This is a genomic window from Oceanobacillus limi (assembly GCF_900111445.1).
GTDB lineage: Bacteria > Bacillota > Bacilli > Bacillales > Amphibacillaceae > Ornithinibacillus > Ornithinibacillus limi.
Map to the genome: position 1 here is coordinate 35,582 of NZ_FOHE01000016.1, position 20,902 is coordinate 56,483.

The 20,902-nt window shown below is 38.6% G+C and carries 22 protein-coding genes; 12 read left to right on the plus strand and 10 right to left on the minus strand.

The features are described 5' to 3' along the window. Positions 1-138 precede the first annotated feature (138 nt). A complete protein-coding gene (asnB, locus tag BMX40_RS15015; protein WP_090871381.1) occupies positions 139-1,983 on the plus strand; it encodes an asparagine synthase (glutamine-hydrolyzing) in 1,845 nt (614 codons plus the stop codon). A 149-nt stretch (positions 1,984-2,132) separates the two neighbouring features. Here the strand turns inward: asnB and BMX40_RS15020 are convergent, their stop codons facing one another. Next, complete coding sequence (locus tag BMX40_RS15020) at positions 2,133-2,582, minus strand: Lrp/AsnC family transcriptional regulator (protein ID WP_090871382.1); 450 nt, start codon at positions 2,580-2,582, stop codon at positions 2,133-2,135. A gap of 337 nt (positions 2,583-2,919) precedes the next feature. Here BMX40_RS15020 and ggt point away from each other — a divergent pair, with 337 nt between their 5' ends. The 6 genes from ggt to BMX40_RS15050 all read left to right on the plus strand — a co-directional run bounded on the left by ggt (position 2,920) and on the right by BMX40_RS15050 (position 7,930). Then, on the plus strand, positions 2,920-4,533 hold the full coding sequence (ggt, locus tag BMX40_RS15025) for a gamma-glutamyltransferase (protein ID WP_090871384.1): 1,614 nt from the start codon (positions 2,920-2,922) through the stop codon (positions 4,531-4,533). A gap of 29 nt (positions 4,534-4,562) precedes the next feature. Then, complete coding sequence (locus BMX40_RS15030; RefSeq protein WP_090871386.1) at positions 4,563-5,132, plus strand: chromate transporter; 570 nt, start codon at positions 4,563-4,565, stop codon at positions 5,130-5,132. Continuing rightward, positions 5,132-5,659, plus strand: coding sequence for a chromate transporter (locus tag BMX40_RS15035; protein WP_090871461.1), 528 nt, complete (start codon positions 5,132-5,134; stop codon positions 5,657-5,659). The genes BMX40_RS15030 and BMX40_RS15035 overlap by 1 nt, the downstream gene beginning before the upstream one ends. 292 nt (positions 5,660-5,951) lie before the next feature. After that, on the plus strand, positions 5,952-6,773 hold the full coding sequence (locus BMX40_RS15040; protein ID WP_090871388.1) for a nucleotidyltransferase domain-containing protein: 822 nt from the start codon (positions 5,952-5,954) through the stop codon (positions 6,771-6,773). Between the two features lie 165 nt (positions 6,774-6,938). Then, a complete protein-coding gene (locus BMX40_RS15045; protein ID WP_090871390.1) occupies positions 6,939-7,259 on the plus strand; it encodes a DUF3221 domain-containing protein in 321 nt (106 codons plus the stop codon). Between the two features lie 71 nt (positions 7,260-7,330). Further along, positions 7,331-7,930, plus strand: coding sequence for a YdeI/OmpD-associated family protein (locus BMX40_RS15050; protein ID WP_090871392.1), 600 nt, complete (start codon positions 7,331-7,333; stop codon positions 7,928-7,930). Positions 7,931-7,979: 49 nt separating this feature from the next. Here BMX40_RS15050 and BMX40_RS15055 read toward each other — a convergent pair whose 3' ends face one another. The 3 genes from BMX40_RS15055 to BMX40_RS15065 form a co-directional block, all read right to left on the minus strand. Beyond that, a complete protein-coding gene (locus BMX40_RS15055) occupies positions 7,980-8,765 on the minus strand; it encodes an HAD family hydrolase (RefSeq protein ID WP_090871394.1) in 786 nt (261 codons plus the stop codon). A gap of 238 nt (positions 8,766-9,003) precedes the next feature. Then, positions 9,004-9,597: a DJ-1/PfpI family protein gene (locus BMX40_RS15060; RefSeq protein WP_090871396.1), complete on the minus strand. Its 594-nt coding sequence runs from the start codon at positions 9,595-9,597 to the stop codon at positions 9,004-9,006. Between the two features lie 194 nt (positions 9,598-9,791). After that, positions 9,792-11,489 (minus strand): M3 family oligoendopeptidase, encoded by a 1,698-nt coding sequence (locus BMX40_RS15065; protein WP_090871398.1) that lies wholly within the window; start codon positions 11,487-11,489, stop codon positions 9,792-9,794. A 178-nt stretch (positions 11,490-11,667) separates the two neighbouring features. On the opposite strand from BMX40_RS15065, the gene BMX40_RS15070 reads away from it, so the two are divergent. The 4 genes from BMX40_RS15070 (at position 11,668) to BMX40_RS15085 (ending at position 14,573) form a co-directional block, all read left to right on the plus strand. Continuing rightward, positions 11,668-11,895, plus strand: a complete 228-nt coding sequence (locus BMX40_RS15070; RefSeq protein ID WP_090871400.1) for a DUF2164 domain-containing protein — start codon at positions 11,668-11,670, stop codon at positions 11,893-11,895. Between the two features lie 724 nt (positions 11,896-12,619). Next, on the plus strand, positions 12,620-13,873 hold the full coding sequence (locus BMX40_RS15075) for a M20/M25/M40 family metallo-hydrolase (protein ID WP_244513594.1): 1,254 nt from the start codon (positions 12,620-12,622) through the stop codon (positions 13,871-13,873). Positions 13,874-13,901: 28 nt separating this feature from the next. Next, positions 13,902-14,096 (plus strand): YwbE family protein, encoded by a 195-nt coding sequence (locus BMX40_RS15080; protein WP_090871402.1) that lies wholly within the window; start codon positions 13,902-13,904, stop codon positions 14,094-14,096. Positions 14,097-14,117: 21 nt separating this feature from the next. Beyond that, positions 14,118-14,573, plus strand: a complete 456-nt coding sequence (locus BMX40_RS15085; protein WP_090871404.1) for a hypothetical protein — start codon at positions 14,118-14,120, stop codon at positions 14,571-14,573. Between the two features lie 37 nt (positions 14,574-14,610). On the opposite strand, the gene BMX40_RS15090 is transcribed toward BMX40_RS15085, so the two are convergent. Further along, the gene (locus BMX40_RS15090) at positions 14,611-15,813 is read right to left on the minus strand and encodes a dicarboxylate/amino acid:cation symporter (protein ID WP_090871406.1); all 1,203 of its coding nucleotides are present in this window, start codon (positions 15,811-15,813) and stop codon (positions 14,611-14,613) included. Between the two features lie 295 nt (positions 15,814-16,108). On the opposite strand from BMX40_RS15090, the gene BMX40_RS15095 reads away from it, so the two are divergent. Then, positions 16,109-16,402 carry a hypothetical protein gene (locus tag BMX40_RS15095; protein ID WP_090871408.1) on the plus strand — a complete coding sequence of 98 codons (294 nt, stop codon included), beginning with the start codon at positions 16,109-16,111 and terminating at the stop codon, positions 16,400-16,402. A 63-nt stretch (positions 16,403-16,465) separates the two neighbouring features. Here the strand turns inward: BMX40_RS15095 and BMX40_RS15100 are convergent, their stop codons facing one another. From BMX40_RS15100 to BMX40_RS15120, 5 genes are all read right to left on the minus strand, one after another. Then, positions 16,466-17,323: a CvfB family protein gene (locus BMX40_RS15100; protein ID WP_090871410.1), complete on the minus strand. Its 858-nt coding sequence runs from the start codon at positions 17,321-17,323 to the stop codon at positions 16,466-16,468. An 857-nt stretch (positions 17,324-18,180) separates the two neighbouring features. After that, a complete protein-coding gene (locus BMX40_RS15105; RefSeq protein ID WP_090871412.1) occupies positions 18,181-18,840 on the minus strand; it encodes an ABC-2 transporter permease in 660 nt (219 codons plus the stop codon). Positions 18,841-18,855: 15 nt separating this feature from the next. Beyond that, entirely contained in the window at positions 18,856-19,467 is a 612-nt protein-coding gene (locus BMX40_RS15110) for an ABC-2 transporter permease (RefSeq protein WP_170840817.1), read from the minus strand. Next, a complete protein-coding gene (locus tag BMX40_RS15115) occupies positions 19,454-20,347 on the minus strand; it encodes an ABC transporter ATP-binding protein (RefSeq protein ID WP_090871416.1) in 894 nt (297 codons plus the stop codon). Before BMX40_RS15115 ends, BMX40_RS15110 begins: the two co-directional genes overlap by 14 nt. Beyond that, a complete protein-coding gene (locus BMX40_RS15120) occupies positions 20,348-20,725 on the minus strand; it encodes a GntR family transcriptional regulator (protein WP_090871418.1) in 378 nt (125 codons plus the stop codon). Positions 20,726-20,902 lie beyond the last annotated feature (177 nt).

The window sequence follows — 20,902 nt, forward strand, 5'->3', positions numbered from 1 at the left end:
TAAAAATTCTGAAAGCGTTTTATGCATAAGTTTATACATCTATCATATAATGATAAATTGCGAATGGAATACTTTTTGCTTTCATGCATATATATGGTTTGTAGAGTAATTTTACTCACCTAGAGAGGATGAAGCAGAATGTGTGGAATTACTGGAGTTGTGAATTGGAATAAAGACCTTCGATCAGAACGGCACACCTTAGAAAACATGACGGAGACATTAAGTTTACGGGGACCAGATGACACGCAGGTGTGGTTGGATCAGCACGTAGCTTTTGGGCATAAACGATTGTCTGTTATTGACTTAGAAGGTGGAAAACAGCCGATGCATAAAAAGATGCGTGGGTCGACGTACACAATTGTTTATAATGGAGAATTATATAATACGAATGAGGTTCGGAATGAATTACGTCGAAAAGGACATGAATTTAACACTACTTCCGATACCGAGGTGCTTTTAACAGCGTACATGGAATGGCAGGAAGCCTGTGTGGATTACTTAAATGGCATATATGCTTTTGCTATATGGGATGAAGAAAAGGAAGAATTGTTTATATCACGAGATCGAATCGGAGTTAAGCCGTTATTTTTCCTAGAATCGAATGGACGTCTCATTTTTGGTTCCGAGTTAAAAGCAATTTTAGCTCATCCAAATGTGAAAACGGAAGTGGATCGAGATGGTCTAGCGGAGGTATTTGGACTTGGGCCATCACGAACTCCTGGGCATGGAATCTTTAAAGGGTTTCAAGAGCTACGATCAGGACATTCTTTAACCTATTCCAAGGACGGATTGAAAGTATGGCGGTATTGGAATGTAGAAAGCAAGGAGCACCACGATTCAGTAGAAGAAACTGCCGAACGGGTAAGAGAATTATTTGTGGATGCTGTAGAACGTCAACTAGTTTCTGATGTACCTGTATCCACGTTCTTATCGGGTGGTGTTGATTCCAGTGCCATTACTGCAATTGCAGCGAATTATTTTAAAAAAGAGGGTAGAGGAACACTACCAACCTTTTCGGTAGATTATGAAGGAAACGAAAAGCACTTTGTCGCGAGCAAGTTTCAACCGTCTAATGACCGACCATGGATTGAATTAATGGCCAAGGAGTTTGAAACAGACCATCATGATGAAATTATATCTGGAGGTCAATTGGCGGGATTATTGAAAGAATCTGTTGAATTAAGAGACCAACCCGGCATGGCAGATATTGATTCTTCCTTATTATGGTTTTGCCGGCAAATTAAGCAGCATACAACCGTAAGTTTATCGGGAGAGTGTGCCGATGAGATTTTTGGAGGGTATCCGTGGTTTCATGATCCAGACAGTGCTTCCGATGGCTTTCCATGGATGCGATCCCTCGATTCTCGAATCAACTTGTTACACGAGGATTGGCAGAAAAAATTAGATCTGAAGTCATACACATATGATCGTTATAAGGAAACAATTGCAGAAACGCCACGTCTTGATGGAGAGAGTGAGCAGGATGCCCGTCGTAGAGAGCTATTTTACTTAAATATGCATTGGTTTATGGCGCAATTACTAGATCGCAAAGACCGTATGAGTATGGGAGCTAGCTTAGAGGTTCGCGTGCCATATGCAGATCATAAATTAGTAGAATATGTTTGGAATATCCCGTGGAGGATGAAGAAACTGGAAGGTAGGGAAAAAGGTATTTTACGTAAGGCGCTTGAAGGAATATTACCTGATGATGTTTTATATCGGAAGAAAAGCCCTTATCCAAAGACTTTCCAGCCAGAATACACAAAGCAGGTTGTAGATTGGATGGAAGAAGTATTGGCTGATTCAGATGCTCCGTTGTTTCAGTTTATGCAGCGTGACAAAGTAGAAGCCATTGTCCGAAGTGAAGGAAAAGAATTCAAAGATCCTTGGTATGGGCAATTGATGAAAGGACCACAGTTACTTGCACATCTAGGGCAAATCGATCATTGGTTACGGACGTATAATGTAACGGTAAATGACTAGATTCACACGTATCAGGTGAACAAAGTTAACTTATATTGTGGAATGTCAAATGGCGTACCAAAACCACGTGGTGTTTGGTACGCTATCCTTTTGCTAAAATTGAAAGTGGATTTCTAAAACTAGATTTATGTTTATCAACTATTTGGTAATTAGAGCTTAAACCCAGTCCTACTCTTAAAACGTTTCAATATGACAGAGCTTTCCACTCTAGTAATTCCCTCTACGGAATACAACTCCTCATTAATAAATGTTTCCAGCTTTTGAAAATCTTCAACGAGTACATGCATATGTAATGTACTTGGTCCGGTCATTTGATAGATACTCGCTACATTCGGGTTGTCTGCTAGGTTTTGTGCAACTTCCTGTAATTGCCTCGGTTCCACGTCAACCTCAAAAAATGCAGATACTTTTTTACCGAACTTTTCCGAGTTAATAACGACCGTAAATTTTTCAATTACTCCTTTGTCTTTTAGATTTTGAATTCGGTCCTTCACAGCAACCCTTGATAACCCAACTTGTTCAGCTAATTCAACATAGGAGAGTCTTCCATCCTCTGCTAATAAATTAAGTAGTTTCCGATCAATTTCATCATATTTCATCTTTAATAGCTCCTAACACTAAGCGTATGATGCATTTTAAGGACATTATAACACAAAAAGAAAGCATAAATGAAATTTATCATAAATAAATGTAGGTGTAATTGGATATTTACTTTACTTTTGTAGGTTGAAAGATTGACAGAATGTTAGATATTTCGTAATATGAAATAAAGTTATTCTTCAATCAATGGGGACAGCTAGCTCTCGTTAGTTGTTAGAGGAACGTATCGTGCATTTACGGACAGTGACCTTACTTTTTCGTTATTTTGAACAATTTAGGGTTTGGATCTTACTGTCTGTCACATGCGGTATAATTGAAAATTAAAGGAGTGTTCACATGGTTTCGTTTGATCATCAGTCCTATCCATATGCAACAAAACGTCATGCTACATATGCCAAAAATGGAATGGTAGCAACATCGCAGCCACTTGCGTCACAAGCTGGTTTGGAAATTTTGAAAAAAGGTGGAAACGCGATAGATGCTGCCATCGCAACCGCAGCATGTCTAACCGTAGTCGAACCAACCTCCAATGGTATTGGTGGTGACGCGTTTGCGCTAGTTTGGACAAAAGGCGAGCTTCATGGGCTTAATTCAAGTGGAAAATCACCAAAAAGTATATCCATTGACGCTGTTAAAGCATCAGGTCATGAAGAAATTCCAACACACGGTTGGATCCCTGTTACCGTGCCTGGTGTACCTGGTGCATGGGCGGAATTGTCTGAAAAATTCGGTAAGTTACCACTAGAAGAAGTATTGGAGCCAGCCATTAAACACGCAGAAGAGGGCTATCCGGTTTCCCCTACGTTAGGGAAGTTCTGGAAGGGTGCTCACAACAATTTTAAAAAGAAGTTAACCGATGACGTTTTCCAGCACTGGTTTGATACATTTGCACCGAATGGAAGAGCGCCAAAAGTTGGGGAGGTTTGGTCTTCTAAAGGCCATGCCGAAACGCTACGTTCGATTGCGAAGACAAAAGCAGAATCGTTCTATCGAGGAGAATTAGCGGAAAAAATTACAAGCTTTTCTAAAGAAAATGGCGGATATTTAACTGCAGAGGACCTTGCTGAATTTAAACCAGAGTGGGTTAACCCGATCGGTGTAAACTACCGTGGCTACGATGTTTGGGAAATCCCACCGAATGGTCAAGGGATTGTAGCATTGCAGGCCTTAAACATGTTGAAAGGGTTCGATTTTCCTGAAAAAGAATCGGTTGATACGTATCATAAACAGATTGAAGCAATTAAACTGGCATTTGCGGATGGTCAAAAGCATGTAACGGAAGAAAGCCATATGCGTTATACAACGGAACAAATGTTAAGTGATGCTTATGCCGATGAGCGTAGAAAGTTAATTGGAGAGGAAGCACTTTTACCAGAGGCTGGAGATCCTTCCTTAAGTGGTACCGTTTATCTAGCTACTGCAGATGGAGAAGGAAACATGGTTTCGTTTATTCAAAGTAATTACATGGGATTTGGTTCTGGTCTAGTTGTACCTGGCACTGGGATAGCATTACAAAATCGTGGGCATAATTTTTCTATGGATCCAAATCATGTCAATGCGCTTGAAGGTGGCAAACGTACGTATCACACGATTATCCCTGGTTTCATGACGAAAGGGGATCAAGCCGTTGGACCATTTGGTGTCATGGGCGGATTTATGCAACCACAAGGGCATGTACAGGTTGTCATGAACACAGTTGACTTTGGACTAAATCCACAAGCCGCGCTAGATGCGCCCCGTTGGCAATGGATGAAGGAAAAAGTTGTTGAAGTGGAGAATCGATTCCAACATGACTTAGCACAAGGTCTTGCACGTAAAGGACATCAAATTAAGATTGCGCTCGAACCAAATAGCTTTGGACGTGGTCAAATCATTTGGCGTGACCCAGAAACAGGTATCCTCGTGGGTGGTACGGAATCTCGTACAGACGGCATTGTGTCAGCTTGGTAAGGCAATATTAGAATGAAGGTTTGTTTAAAATGAAAAAGCATTGGAATATTTTTATCGCATTTTTTCGAGTAGGGATGCTGGGCTACGGTGGTGGTCCAGGGTCAATCCCGTTGATTCATAAGGAAGTTGTAGATAATTATAAATGGATGAGTGATGAGGAGTTTGGTGATGTGCTTGCACTAGGTAACACGTTGCCAGGTCCAATTGCAACCAAACTTGCAGGATATATTGGTTTTCGCGTTTCCGGTGTCATGGGCATGTTAAACGCGGTACTTGCATCAATTCTACCGACAATTGTATTAATGATCGTGTTCTTAACTTCTCTTTCGGCATTTAAAGATTTTGATTGGGTAAAAGGAATGACGGCAGCAGTAGTTCCAGTTGTGGGAGTTATGCTGGCAGTGTTAACATGGCAATTTTTCCATAAAGCAGTCAAAGGCATGGGGTGGTTGCAGACTGGAATAATGGTCGTTGTCGTTTTTGCTTTGCTACAATTTTTAAATGTTCATCCTGGTATTATTATTGGTGTCCTTATTGTGCTGGCATTAGTACAAAGGGATAAGACGGAGGAAACACGTAAGGAAGGTAGTCGATCATGATACTTTATTGGAAAATATTTTTAGCATTTTTTATTCCGGGAATTCTCGGTTATGGTGGAGGGCCTGCCTCGATTCCATTAGTTGAAAATGAAGTCGTGAAACGGTATGAATGGATGTCCGTTCAGGAGTTTAGTGAAGTCTTAGCACTAGCCAACTCCTTGCCTGGACCGATTGCAACCAAAATGGCTGGCTACATCGGTTATGAAGTTGGTGGGATTTTCGGTGCTGTGGTTGGTGTGTTTGCAACTGTAGCCCCATCTTTAATCATCATGATCGCATTACTAGGTGTGTTATATAAATATAAAGACTCGCCAAAAGTGAAGCGTCTAACTATGTACGTGCGCCCGGTTATTGCTATTTTACTTGGACTAATGGCATGGAGGTTCTTCTTTGAATCCTACGATGGAATTGGGATCATTCATACAATTATTCTCGTTGTAGCAAGTTATGTATTAATTGAACGGGTTAAAGTACATCCTGCATTTGTAATTGTCGGCGCATTTGTTTACGGTGGATTTCTTTTATAGAAATTTTGAAACGGAGGGAGTTTGGCTCTTCCTTTAAAAATACGCTGGAAAACCGATCATCTAAGTGCAAAACAAAATAACATAGTAATAAGCAGTCCAAGAATGGGCTGCTTATTTTATATGAGAAATACAACTCTTGTCGTAATTGATATTGTATGAATTCGTATTACTAATTCATTGGAATAAATGAAGAAGATAGGTACTAGTCTTTACTTATGGGAGTAATGTCTGATGCAGAGTTTTCCACTAGGCAATATAATTAGAAAAAACAGAAGCGCGAGAAAGGGAGGAGATGGAGAAGATGGTTTTACAAGCTGGTCATGGGTTAGACGCGAATGGATATATTGTAAGTGATGTAAGCAAGGATAAGATTGATCCTGTCTATCTGTCTTGCATTCAAGAATCTATCGAGGCGCTTCAAAATTTGTTTACCAAACAATTGCACAGTGTTTATTTGTACGGAAGTGTAGCCAGAGGGGAAGCAGTTTTGTTGAAATCAGATTTAGACCTGATTGCTTTGTTTCATACCAAGCTAAGTTCTGTTCATACGGCTGCGTTAAAGAAGCTTACTAGAGAACTGTCTCATAAGTATCGGACGTTGGTTCGTGATGTAGGTATAGCTACCGTGTATTACGGAGAAACGGTTGATCCCGCAAATTATTATGAAAATGCCTTTCTTAAGGAACTCTGTGTTTGTGTGTATGGAGAGGATTTAGGAAAACAATTTGGCCCCTATAAACTTACATCTGACATAGCTACTAGCTTCAATGGTGATATTTGTGAGTCTCTTAATCGGGCATTAAAAAGGTTGGACACGGACTCTACGGATGAATTTAAAACATTTTCACAAGGGTTCGCTCGTAAACTCATTCGAACATACTATTCCATGGTAATGGCACGTTCTCAGATTTGGACAACACGACTCCATGAACAATCAGAAGTCTTTATTCACTACTTTCCGGCTAAAGAATCTATTATTCAAACGCTACTAAAATGGATCGATGAACCCCCAACAAATCGGGATGTTGTACATGAGGTGTTTACGCGTGAGGGTGAATGGGCTTGTGTGAACTTTACAAAAGAAGCCAATATTTCTGCTAATAGTCGGGGCTAATTAATGTAGCACTTGAAAGGGAAGGTAACTTCACTTGTCTAGTTTGGGAGGAGAAGACCCTTAAGAGTGATAAACGACTTGATCTTGAAACATTACGAACGAAGCTACCGTCCTCTAATTAGAAGGAGGGGGTTCATTCTGAAAAAGTTAATTATACTTATATCATTGCTTTTTATTCTCGCGATTTTGCCGGATGTCATCAACTTGCTAAGAGTAAGCGATGCTATGACATTAGAAGGATACCTCATTACAAAAAATGAGACAAATTATCTTATTCAAGATGAAGACTTTGATGCAGATTATGCAAATGAATTAGAAGCTAATGCATTAACTTGGAGTTATCATGATGTTTATGTGTTAGATAAGATACCATTTACATTTACGAAATTTCAAAGCGGTCAAAAAATTAACGTATGGCATAATGGAACAATCTTAGAATCTAATCCTGCTAAGATCAACGTTTTAAAAATGGAAAAGATGAATTAATGTTGGAAAAACAGTAATCTAATAGTTTGGTACAATGTCATTAATGATAAAAAATAGATGGTGGTGTTCCAATGACAATTAGTAAAACAAATCCCGAGGTGGATGCGTATTTAAGTGAAGCAAGTAAATGGCAGGCAGAGATGGAAAGATTGAGGACGATCATTCTGGATTGTGGGCTGACGGAGGAATTGAAGTGGCGTAAACCTTGTTATACGTTTGAAAATAATAACATCGTTATCATACAAGGATTTAAAGAATATTGTGCGCTTATGTTTTTCAAGGGTGTCTTGTTAACCGATGCTGAGGGCGTACTAATCAGACCTGGTGAGCATTCACAAGCACAGCGACAGATTCGATTTACAAATGTGCGAGAACTGGATGAATTGGAGCCTGTTATAAAGGCTTATATTAACGAAGCGATTGAAGCTGAAAAAAATGGGGCGAAAGTGAATCTCCAAAAGAATAAAGAATTAGCTATTCCTGAAGAGCTTCAGAATAAATTTGATAAAAAACCAGAATTAAAAACTGCTTTTGAAGCACTAACACCAGGAAGACAAAGAGCATATATCATTTATTTTTCAAAAGCCAAACAGTCTAAAACGCGGGAATCCAGGATTGAAAAGTATATGCAGCAGATTCTCAATGGAAAGGGATTAAATGATTCGTATTAAAAAGAGACCACCGAGAGAGTCTCTAACTCACTGGGTGGTTCTGCTTTCATTATTTTACCAATCCTAGCTCCTTTAGTCCTTGATATACACCAGATTCCGAAACCGTTGTGGTTTGATAGTTGGCGTATTGAACGAGGTCTGGGTGAGCATTTCCCATCGCAAACCCTGCTCCGACGCATTGAAGCATTTCTTTATCATTCATTCCATCTCCAAAAGCAATAGCAGATTCCTTCGGTAGATCTAACCGGTTTAACACACCCTTTACTGCTTCTCCTTTATTGACCGTTTTACGGATCACATCAAAGCAATTTTCAATTCCATGAACATTGACGGGGGAAAGGTGAATATCTTCCTCTATATCATAATATGACGCTTCTTCAGATGGTACATTTATAAGTGTTACCCCTAATATTTGATCCGTTACAGCTGGATCGATTACTTGATTATGCTGAAGATGGAATGTTTCTAGGAACTTATCAATCGAAGGACGCTCTAATGAAGTGAAATAGTTTTTCTTGTTTGTGTACATAACGAGTTCATGTCCCTTTTCCTCAGCTGTTGCTAAAAACGCATCAATAGTCGCTTTGTTCATCGGTTCATCAAGTATCGTTTCATTTTGATATACTGCATAAGCCCCGTTATAGCCAATAAAGGATTCTACTCCTAGCTCATGAGCAAGATCTCGAATTTCATGTAGCGGTCTTCCAGTGGCAAGAAAAACTTCGATTCCTTGTTCCTTTACCTGAGCAATCGCATCCTTAGTTAAATCCGTATACGTATGATCTGGTTTAAGTATTGTTCCATCAATATCTAAGAAGAGTATTTTGTATATCATTGTTTGCTCCTTTGTGATTATTTATTGTGTGTATCTTTCCACCTTAGGGAGTTCAGAAAAACGTAGGACTGAAGTGGGATTGAACTATCCGTGGGGATACTCCTACCACTGCTTCCAATTATGGACAGTTTACCATAATTGGAAGCCGAGTTGGGAGGAATGGAATCAATCCGTAATCCTTGGTTGTTAGATGAATGAGGGCTTCCTTATTTCATTTTTGGCTCTTTCTGAAATTATATTATATGTCTATATCGTATTCCATCCTCTTTGCTAACTCTTTTGCAACTGTTTTTCCATACAGACGAGAAATTATATGAAAAGACATATTTATACCTGCTGATATACCACCAGAAGTAATGATTGACCCCTCATCAACGAATTTTGCGTTACGCTGTACCGATATTAAAGGAAACTCCTTTTCTAAGTCATCAATGTCCATCCAATGCGTAGTTGCTCTTTTTCTATCTAAGATTCCCGATTTAGCAAGGAGAAGTGCCCCTGTACAAACAGAAGTCATCATTTCTACCTCTGATTGTTGTTGAACTATCCATTTGACAACTTTTGGATTATTGATTTCAATTTTTTCTGCCCCATATCCTCCTGGCACAATCACAATATCGAATTTGGGATGATTTTCAAAACTATAGTCTGGAGTAACTTTTAGTCCATTTCTCGCTGAAATCATATTACCATCTTCAGAAACGGTTTTAACTACAAATGGGTTAATATTAGAATTAGGCAAAGTAGCCAGAGAAAAAACTTCAAATGGTCCAGAAAAATCTAATACTTCTACTTCATTAAATAGTAAGATTCCTACAGTACGTTTCTTCATTCCAATCCTCCTACTCCCTATGATTAATTTGGTAATGTTTAAGTGGTAAGCTAAGCGTCCTTGATTTGCGTTTTGAATGCTAATTTAATTGTTCTTATCCAATAAAAGTTTATCTATAAAACCAAGAGACCAAATCATATATGACTTGGTCTCTTAGTTTCGTATGTTTATTCTATTTTTCGTCGCTCTGTTTTTTACAATGCTTTATCATCCACAGATTCAAGCCATTTTTCAATTTCGGATACGACGGATTCAACTGTACCTTCTTTAAATGGTGATTGTAGATTAGCTGCTTCTACGAGTCCTAGGAATGGCTTCGAACCACCTAGCTTACATAGATTCAGGTAGTCATTCCATGCATCTTCACGATTTTCGCGAGATCGTTTCCAAAATTGGAAGGCACAAATTTGAGCTAATGTGTAATCAATGTAATAGAATGGCACTTCGTATATATGCCCTTGGCGCTGCCACACTGCTCCGGATTGCCAGTAAGGAATCTCTTCATAATCACGATGTGGCAAGTAAGTTTCCTCTAGCTTTTTCCATGCTTCTTTTCGTTGTTCTGGTGTCCACTCTGGATTTTCGTATACTAAGTGCTGGAACTCATCAACAGCTACCCCATAAGGTAGAAATTGCAATCCACTAGCTAAATGGGTGTACTTGTATTTATCGGTATCTTCTTTGAAGAATAGCTCCATCCACGGCCACGTGAAAAATTCCATACTCATGGAATGAATCTCTGCTGACTCATGAGTTGGGAACACGTACTCTGGAATCCCAATATTTCTACTGGAATATGCTTGGAATGCATGTCCTGCTTCATGTGTTAGTACGTCAACATCGCCAGAAGTACCATTAAAATTAGCGAAAATAAATGGTGATTCATAGTCCTCAATGAATGTACAATATCCGCCAGCTTCTTTTCCTTTTTTCGCTTCTAGATCCATTAGATTACGATCTAACATGAAATGGAAGAATTCATTGGTTTCTTCGGAAAGTTCCTCGTACATTTTCTGCCCGTTTTCAATGATCCATTCTGGGGACCCTTTTGGAGTTGGGTTTCCACTTTTGAACTCAAATCGCTCGTCGAAAAATTTTAAGGAATCAACACCAATACGTTCTGCTTGTTTCTTATATAGCTTCGAAACAAGTGGTACGATGTAATCACGAACTTGTTTACGGAAAACATCAACCATATCAGCATTGTAATCAATCCGTTGCATACGAAGATAGCCAAGCTCCACGAAGTTTTTATAACCAAGCTTCGTTGCTATTTCATGGCGAACCTTTACTAATTGATCATAAATATCATCAAATTTAGCGGCATTCTCTTCAAAAAATCCAGCACTTGCTTGAATTGCTTTTTTCCGTACTTCTCGGTCTTTGTCTTGTGTGAACGGTCCAAGCTGTGCTAATGTATAAGATTCACCTTGGAATTCAACCTCAGCAGATGCAACAAGTTTTGAGTAGTCAGAAGAAAGCTTATTTTCCTTTTGTAATAACTGTATAACCTCTGGAGAAAATGATTTGATTTGATAATCTGCCAAATCAAATAATTGCGATCCCCATTTTTGTTCTAATTCATTGCGGAATGGAGTTTTTATCAGCAGTTTGTAAAAATCAGTGTAAAGCTCCTGTAGCTCTGGGCTTTTTTCATCCCAGAAGTCGCGCTCTTTTTGATAGAATTCATCATTAGTATCAATAGATGCACGTATATAAACAAGATTAAACAGCGTTGAAATGCGATTACGAAACGCATTGATTTTTTCAATGGCTTCGTTTTGAGCTTCCACGGTCTTTGCATTGGAGAAGTTTTCTAGCAACTCACGAAAGGCTGCTTTTTCTTCTTCTAAATTTGGTTGTTCATAGCGGTAATCTTCAAATTTAAGCATATGTATCCCCCTTTTATACTCTTAGTATACGACATTAAAAGCGAAATTCCTTTCCAAAAGTATTAATATTTGTATTTTTTCGGCAGGTAGTATCGTAGTTTCTCCTATAACTTCATTTCTTCTAATCCGTAGATATTGTTATAATGAAGATAATTGACATAGAAATGGGGACGGTATAATGAAGGGTTTTGAGCTTACAAAGCAACAAAAAGAGGAAATGATTGAACAAATCCAGCATTATTTTCAAACAGAGCGAAATGAAGAGCTAGGGAATCTAGCGGCAATGCTATTGCTAGAATTTTTCATGGAAAAGCTGGCACCAGTGTTCTACAATCAAGGTGTGGAGGATAGTCATACCTATCTAGCAGAGAAATTAGATGATATTTTTGAAATACAAAAGAAATGAGCACGAGGATTACGTCAGAGTTGATGAATTATACGACGTAAAAATGTATTTAATATTGAAGTTGATGGTGGAATACTTAATCCGCCAATGGGGGAAGTAGCATTCATCTAACCGTTATTGGGTCCAAATAGCGGAACCACGAACCTCAGCGATGACGGAGTGGAACCTCATTCCGCTAAATGGCCGATATCATTCATTTGGAGTATGGTTATGGTTCCTCATTCCTCTATTCACCTAATTTAAGTAAATTTCACACTGATCTATGGCTAATAGAGGAACGAGGATCCTCATAGATCTAGTATGGGCGATGTTTTTGTCATTTAGCGGAACCACGATCCACATCAATGACGGAGTGGTTCCTCATTCCGCTAAATGGCCGATATCATTCATTTGGAGTATGGTTATGGTTCCTTATTCCTCTATTCACCTAATTTATGTAAAATTCACACTGATTTATGGCTAATAGAGGAACGAGGATCCTCATAGATCTAGTATGGGCGGTGTTTTTGTGATTTAGCGGAACCACGATCCACATCAATGACGGAGTGGTTCCTCATTCCTTTGTATATTGGCTCAGCCAATCCGCGGAAAGCGAAGTATTTTTCCGTAACGGTTTTATACCGCTAATAGGTAAAGTAGTAGCAATCTCCAATATAAAGTTACATCGCAACATATATAAAATACGCACCAAACTATGTGAAAAAAAACTAGTAGGAGGTATTCGATGAGTAAGGAAATGAAAGCAGATTTACAAGCGGTTAGAAGTACATATGAAGCATTAATGGATAATAAAATGGTTCAAGAGGCCATGGAATTTATCGAATCAGACCATCAACGTACGGTGGAGGAGCAGATAGAAATCACAGAAATTCCAGCACCACCTTTTAAAGAAGAGACACGTGCGAAAAACATGAAAGAACGACTCGGAAAATTAGGACTTCAAGAAGTAAGGATGGATGAGGAAGGAAATGTTTATGGAATCAGACCTGGAAACGGAGACGGACCAAAGATATTTATCTCTGCCCATATTGATACCGTGTTTCCTGAAGGGACAGATGTTTCGGTCAATGAACAGGACGGCATTCTATACGCTCCCGGAATAAGTGACGATACAAGAGGGTTAGCTGAACTACTTGCCGTTCTTCGCACGATCAATCATTTCGATATTCCTACAATAGGTGACATTGTGTTTGGAGGAACAGTAGGAGAGGAGGGAGCTGGTGACTTACGTGGTGTAAAGGCGTTTTTTGCTGAGCACAATGATATCGACGGATTTATTTCCATTGATGGTCCAGGGGCAAACAGTATTGTTTATTTAGGAACGGGAAGTTATCGGTATCGTATTACATTTCATGGAGATGGTGGGCACAGTTTTGGTGCCTTTGGAATTCCTAGTGCAACCCATGCCCTTGGGAGAGCCATTGCATCTATTGCAGATCTGGAGACATCAGTAGATCCAAAAACAACATTCACTGTTGGAGAGGTTTGGGGTGGAACATCGGTCAATGCGATCGCTGCCGAAGCTGGAATGACCGTTGATTTACGCTCCAATGATCCTGAAGCATTAAAGCAACTTGATGAGAATTTTTTAAAGTTGATTCATGATGCCGTTAAAGCTGAGAACCGTCGATGGAATAGTGACGCACTGACCGTTGAAATTGATAAGTTTGGGAATCGTCCTCCAGCTAGTCAGCCAGCAGATGCAGAAATTGTGAAAGCTGCATATGGTGCAATTGAACAGGTTGTTGGTACACCATCATTGGCTGAAGCGGTTAGCACCGATGCCAATCACCCGATGAGCCTAGGAATCCCTTCGATAACCATTGGCTTAGGAGGAGAAGCAGGCTCCGCACATACGCTAGAGGAATGGTATGATCCGAGGGGTGCTTCTAAAGGTGTGCAGAAGAATTTTCTAACCCTAATCGGATTAGTAGGTGTAGAAGGTGTAAGTGAACCGTTACTAGGAAAAAGAAAGTAACAACTTTCAACAAAGGAGAAAAGTAATAATGGATGGCAGATATCGAAAAAACATAACAGCTGGTATTGCAGTGGAGATTGTATTAAAAAAAGATCAAAAAACGGGCAAAACAACACATGGAATTGTTAAGGATATACTTACTAATTCAGAATACCATCCACATGGAATTAAAGTTCGATTAGCGGATAATCAGGTAGGAAGGGTAAAAATAATTGATGCATGACGGAATGGGGAGAAGTTTGAAATGGGTGTTTTTCAGAAGCTTTTTGGAAGCAAAAAGGTGGAAAAGAAACCGCTAGATTATAAGAAACAGCTACTCTCTATTATGGGGGAAGAGGATTTAAATGAAGAAATGTGGTTTCGGGATTTAGTAATGCAAACAATCGATCAGCTGGAACTGGATTTTACACCGGAACAAGTAGCTAGCAGATTAAAAGAATGGACAGAAACTGGTCGTATACCTAATCGTTTTGCGAAGGAAGAATTTTTAAATGATATCTATCAAAACCATGCGGAATGGGTACAGGAAATGTCCGAAATCTATTTTGATGTATATCAAGATAGAAAGACCAATCAGAACATGGAGTCGTTTCTGAATGATCAAGGGGATCCTTATCGTTCGATGTCTAGCTTTAGGGTCAAACAAACCTACTTTGCACTACATTCAAATTTTCTAAATGTCATTAGTCAAATAATATGAAAAAATGGTCCGACACCAATTGGTATCGGACCATTTTTTAAGCAGCTTCTGCTTCTCGTTTTTCTTCAGAAGAATCAACAACTACACTTGCAGTTGCATCCCCCATTACGTTTACGGATGTACGCATCATATCGAGGACACGGTCAATACCAGCGATTAATGCAACACCTTCTAGTGGTAGATTAACTGCAGTTAATACCATCGTTAACATAACCATGCCAGCTCCTGGAACACCAGCTGTTCCAATTGAAGCCAATGTTGCGATTAAAGCAACCGTAAGTATTTGCGCAAATGATAAAGACTCCCCGAAATATTGTGCAATAAATACAACCGCAATACCTTGGTATAATGCTGTTCCATCCATATTAATGGTTGCACCAAGTGGGAGAACAAAGCTGCTTGTTTCTTTAGATACTTTCAAGTTCTCTTGTGTGTTTTTCATTGTAACGGGTAATGTACCAGCACTACTACATGTGCTGAATGCAACCGTTGCAGCCGGTAAAATTCCTTTGAAAAACTGAATAGGGCTACGTTTTCCAAACGTTCTAACGGCAAAGGAATAGACAATAGCTACATGGACAATACATGCTACTAATAATGCTAAGATTACTTTGATTAGAGGCAATAACACCCCTGCTCCATATTCACCAACAATAGGTGCTAATAACCCAAAGACACCGATTGGGACAAGTTTCATGATCATTCCAGTAATTTTGTACATTACTTCTGCTAATCCTTCAAAGAAACGCTGAACTGGTGCAGCTTTTTCTCCTGCTAATTTAATCCCAATTCCTAAGAAAATCGCAAAAAAGATAATCTGTAACACACTTGCTGTTGCTAGTGATTCAATTGGATTGGTTGGAATGATATTTAAGATTGTATCGACTACACTTTCCGTCTCTCCCGATGGAACTGCTTCTTCATTTACAGAAACATCAACACCTGTTCCTGGTGAAAATATATATCCTGCTATTAAACCAATGGAAATGGCGAGAAAGGAAGTAGCCAAATAATACGTAATTGTTTTTCCGCCTAATCGTCCTAACTTCTTGACATCCCCTGCACTAGTGACTCCAACAACAATGGTTGACAAGATTAAAGGAACGATAATAAAGGTAATAAGACGTAAGAATAAATCTCCTAAAGGTGCAACATAACTTGCTCCATCACCAAATATAAGACCGACGATAATAGCTAAAATAAATGCACCCAGGATTTGCCATAGCAATCCTTTTTTCATAATAATCTCCTTCCCTAGGTATTTATAAAAGGTTTGTTACATAAGATAAAAAGTAGCCAATCCTCCTTTCTTTCATAATGCGGAGGAACAACTATAGCGCTTACATATGTGTATCCCCCTCCATTCTATTAATTATTAATATTCTAATCATTTCAAAAATATATGTTATTTGTCAAGAAAATTACTCTTTGACGTAATATATATAGATAAGTAGTTTCATTGACTTTCGGTCCAATCACTTGTAGACTGATAATCAATGATTTAAGATTTAAAATTTTTTGAATGAGGTGAGATGATGGGCTTGGTTCAATCGGTAATTACAATTGGTGCCGTTTTAACAGCATTAGCAATCTTACTTGGTTTTATTTTGATAAAAATACTACGCAATGCAACCTATATTTATTACTTCCCTTGTCTTGTTTTATTTGGTAGTGGAATCGTTTTTTTATTAGCAGCAATGGCTGTTGGAAAAGTGGATATTATGGGTGCTGGGCTAGGTGGATGGGGAATCGCCACCCTATTTGCATCTGGAATCAGCTTTATGGTAACGACAGTCAATGATGTGTATGCAAGAGCAGAAGAAGGGTAGCTTAGTAAATCTTAAAAAGGATCGTAAAATGGAAATTGCCATTTTACGATCCTTTAATTGATACTACTCCTTTAAATAAGTATTTCCGTCACGTTGTTCAATTTTTCCTTCTTTCATTAGTTTTCCAAGAGCTCGTTTAAATGCAGCTTTACTAATGTTGAAGGTGCCACGAATGTCTTCAGGATCACTTTTATCACTAAACGGAATAACACCACCACTGTTTTTAATGTGAGTTAAGATTTCCTCTGCATCGTAAACCATCCCATGTTGCTTGAGCGGCCTTAATGAAACATTCAATGTTCCATCATCTTTTACCTCAATCACTCGACCTTGAACAAGCTCTCCAAGACGTGGCTCTTCCTTCCGTTCCGTATGATGGATGAATCCGCGGTAATTCTCTTCGGTAATAAGAGCAGAGCCTTCCTTACTGGTGTGATATACACGACCAGTGATCTCTTTATTAAGTAATTCTACCGGTGCTACCTCGTAAATTCTTCCAATTACTCCGTCTGTAGCGGGAATAGCTAGAAGTCTTTCTTTTCGGTCTTTCCCTAACGTAACGTATAGCTTGTCTCCCTCTGCTGGCCATACCTGTTCAAGAAGTGGAAGATCATCCTTTGAAACAAGTATTTGCTTCGTGGTACCAATGTCAACAAAAGCACCTAAGTTGGGAATAACCTCTACAACATCTGCCCAGCCATACGTATCCATTACAATGGAAGGAAGCTTTGTTGTTGCAATTGTGTTTCCTTTTTTATCTTGGTACAAAAATACATCCACATCTTGTTCGATGTCTAGCTCCGTTTCCGTTTCATTCTGATGCAACAATACTTCTTGCATATCTTTTTGCAATACATATCCTGTATCTATTTTTCGAGATACATGCATGGTTTGGATTGTTCCAATTGGTAATGTTTGCATTATGATCATCCTTTTTTATGTATTAAAAAGTGTAAAGTTTGGGCTGAGATCTGCTCAATATACAGGAACAGCCACGTCCAACTTCGACGGACAGGACGTCCTAGTGTCGATGATGCCACAGGACGTGGCGTTTTCATCGACCAGCGCTAAAGCTGTAGCGCAACTTCCCTCGCCTCCGTACGATAAGTCAACATCGGCTCCGAGAGTAAGGAGGGTCGACTAAAGACGGCCTCCTGAGGCCAACGTCGACATACCCCTTTTGCAGGGGCATGTTTCCTTTATCTCCTTGAAAAAGGAATACACTTTTTCTGCGTGCGATGTTTTGCTGACGTAGCATTACTTCTCCTACGGTAAGAATAATCGATTAAAACCGTCACTTTGCGTGACAACATCGATACACCCATCATGGATGGGCGCAGTTCGTACGTCGCTAAACGGGCGCTTGCGCTTTTGTTCTGTATTGGAAAAGGGGTACCCTTACTAAAAGAGTACCCCTTTGTATATAAAGTAACACGTAAGTTTTATTTTTAATAATCCTGAGTAAATTTCAGGATTGGAAATTCTTCTTTATAGCTTTTTGGAAAGCTTATAACTGCTGCTATTATAATTATTTCATCTCGGATAACGCAACTCCGAGCTTTAGAATTTCTCAAACCGCGGTACATGTTCCACTGGATGTCCTCTAACTTAAGCAACGTAAGCCCTACCTGCTCTTACGTCCTTGCGACCCTATAGTCGCGCCAGTGTGAATAAGCATCTTTAAAAACATTGTAGAATGCCAGATCACTTAGATGTTACTTTAGTAACTAAGTTATCTTCTCACAAATGTTACTATTTGTCAAATTGCCCTAAAATCGTTAAAACTCTTTTCTGGAAAAAATCAGCCCAGATATTTTTAATGACAACAAGTAGATGGTAATGGAAACGATAACTAAAACGAAAAATGGCTGAAATGGGATAGACTTTTCTACCAATGGTACAATCCCCTGGTCTAAGTCATTAAAAATAATGTGATCCTCCATTCTTAATATTTCAATTAGAGGAGTAAAGGAACTAATAAGCAATACGCCATATAATATAGCTGAAATTATACTTGCAACCGTAAATGACTCAAAAAAATAGTAAATTGGTAGAAATATCGCTTTGACTATAAGGCCTAAACAAATGACGGTTAGAATATCAATCCAATGGTAGGTGTATCTAGGTAACGTAGAAAAAGTCTCTATTAGTTGCCCAACCATAGCCTGATAGAAAATAATACCTATCCATACGGTAAAAAAGAGCAAATACCTACCCTTTACAATGAAATCTTTATTTATTGGCAAACTTAAAGTAAATCGATTGATATTTGCACGGTCATCAACGTAAAAGCTGCCTATAATAAGTACCGGTAATATGAGCCCCACCGTTGTATAGATCGGAGGTAAATGGATCAGATAGCCAATTGGAATTAGGCATAACGCTGTTAGAATTGCATTCTTAAGGGCAATAAAATCACGTTTTACTAAACTAACCATTATATTACACCACCTCTAAATATCTCGTTTTGTAAATAACCAGGTAGACAATAAATAGGAAATGAACAGACTCCCTAATGATAGAACTGTTAAAATGAGATACGGTTGTACGTCAATAAGTTGATGGATCTTCTGTTTTAATTGATCATCAAAGGTTAGATAGGGATTTCCCTGGGCAACACCAAATGAAAATGCACCAATAAATAACAGAATGAAGTAGGCAGTTATCGCCTTATTGAAATTCCTAAAATAATAAAATATCGGAATAGAGACCGCTAAAAGTAAGCTAGTTATCGTGAATAACTCGAAAGCACCAAAAAAGGAAATCGGATTACGTTCCAGAAACGGTAATCCCTGATAAGCAAAGTAATCAATCGTACCAATATATCCGCTAAATCCAGCAGACAATATCAAGAAGTATATATATCTAGCAAACACAATTTGCCTTCGTTTTACTGGAAGACTTGTGAGAAAACGATTCACCTCATTTTTGTCATCGCAAAAAAATGAAAAGATAATAAAACCTAGAATAATCCAGACAAATGTAGTACGAATTGGAAAGTTAAGTCCATAAGAAACGGGAATTAGGATAAAAAAGAATATAATGTAAAACTTAGTTAATTTCAATTCCTTCAGCAAAATCGGCAGCACCTGTTGAACTCTCCTTTCTCGTCATAAAAAACATGATGTCTTCTAATGTTGCTCTCTCCGTTACGATATCCTTACCAATTGGGTCAAAAATAGCTGGGTCGCCTTCAAATAGGGCACTAAATCCAAGATTGTTTTCTTGGATGCCAATAAATAAATCTTTCGTGTCTGTATCAATCAAATCTGATCGGCCTTTAATGACATAAAAACTGTCTTTTATCTGTTCCATACTCTTTTGAAACATGATCTTGCCTTTATAAATGAAAATAATGTGATCTGCAAGACGATCCAAATCTGTCGTAATATGGGTCGATAAAAAGATGGTTTGATTTTCTCGGACCATCAATTCCTGGAGTAAATCTAACAGTTCTCTACGAAAAATGGGATCTAAACCTGCTGTTGGTTCATCCATGACAATGAATTCTGGCTCATGAGCTAGTGCAAAAAGTAATGAAGTTTTCATTTTCATCCCCTTAGAGAACTTTTTAATCTTTTTCTTTAAGGGAAGTTCAAATTCGGTTACATACCTTTGAAACAGATCCTCATTCCATGTTTCATAGAGTGGGGCAATAAATGATTTCATATGATTAATGGTAAAATCCTCATACATAAATAAATCATCGTAAACAAAACCAATCCGTTGCTTTAGATGTTGATTTTTATGGGTATTACCGAAAAGTTTGATTTCACCCTCATCAATTTTTAAGAGGTTCATCATCATTTGGATTGTCGTTGTTTTGCCACTACCATTAGGACCAATAAAGCCAGTAATAAAACCCCGTGGAATGGTAATGTTGAGATCTTCAATTGAAAAGCCTTTTCTTCGTTTAGTAACATGATGAAACTCGACCGTATTCATCTACTCATCTCCTTCATAATAAATGTCTATTAACTCAATCAACTCATTTTTGGACAGTCCTAACCGTTGACCGGTTTGAATGATTTGTTCCAGTTCATTTTCAAATTCTCGAATTTGCCATTCTTTAAGTACGTGGGCTTGCTGACCAGCAACAAAAGTCCCCTTTCCAACTGTAGAGACCAAATAACCTTCCTTTTCCAATTCTTCATAGGCACGCTTGGTAGTTATGACACTAACCTTAAGCTCTTTCGCTAATTGGCGCATGGAAGGAAGGGCGTCACCCTCCTTTAGTTCTCCGGAAAATATATTCTGTTTAACTTGCTCGATGATTTGTTGGAAAAGGGGTTCCTTGCTATTACTTGAGATAAGAATGTTCATAGCATATCCCCTTTGTTTTTATTATTGTATATACACAATATATACAATATATACATAAGTGTCAACTCTTCGTTTAGGATAATGGAAAAGGGAGTCAATACTTGTTGCACGTAACAGTAAATCTACTATTATGAAAAAATAATAAGAGTACCTTAACACGTGTAGGTAAGATGATAT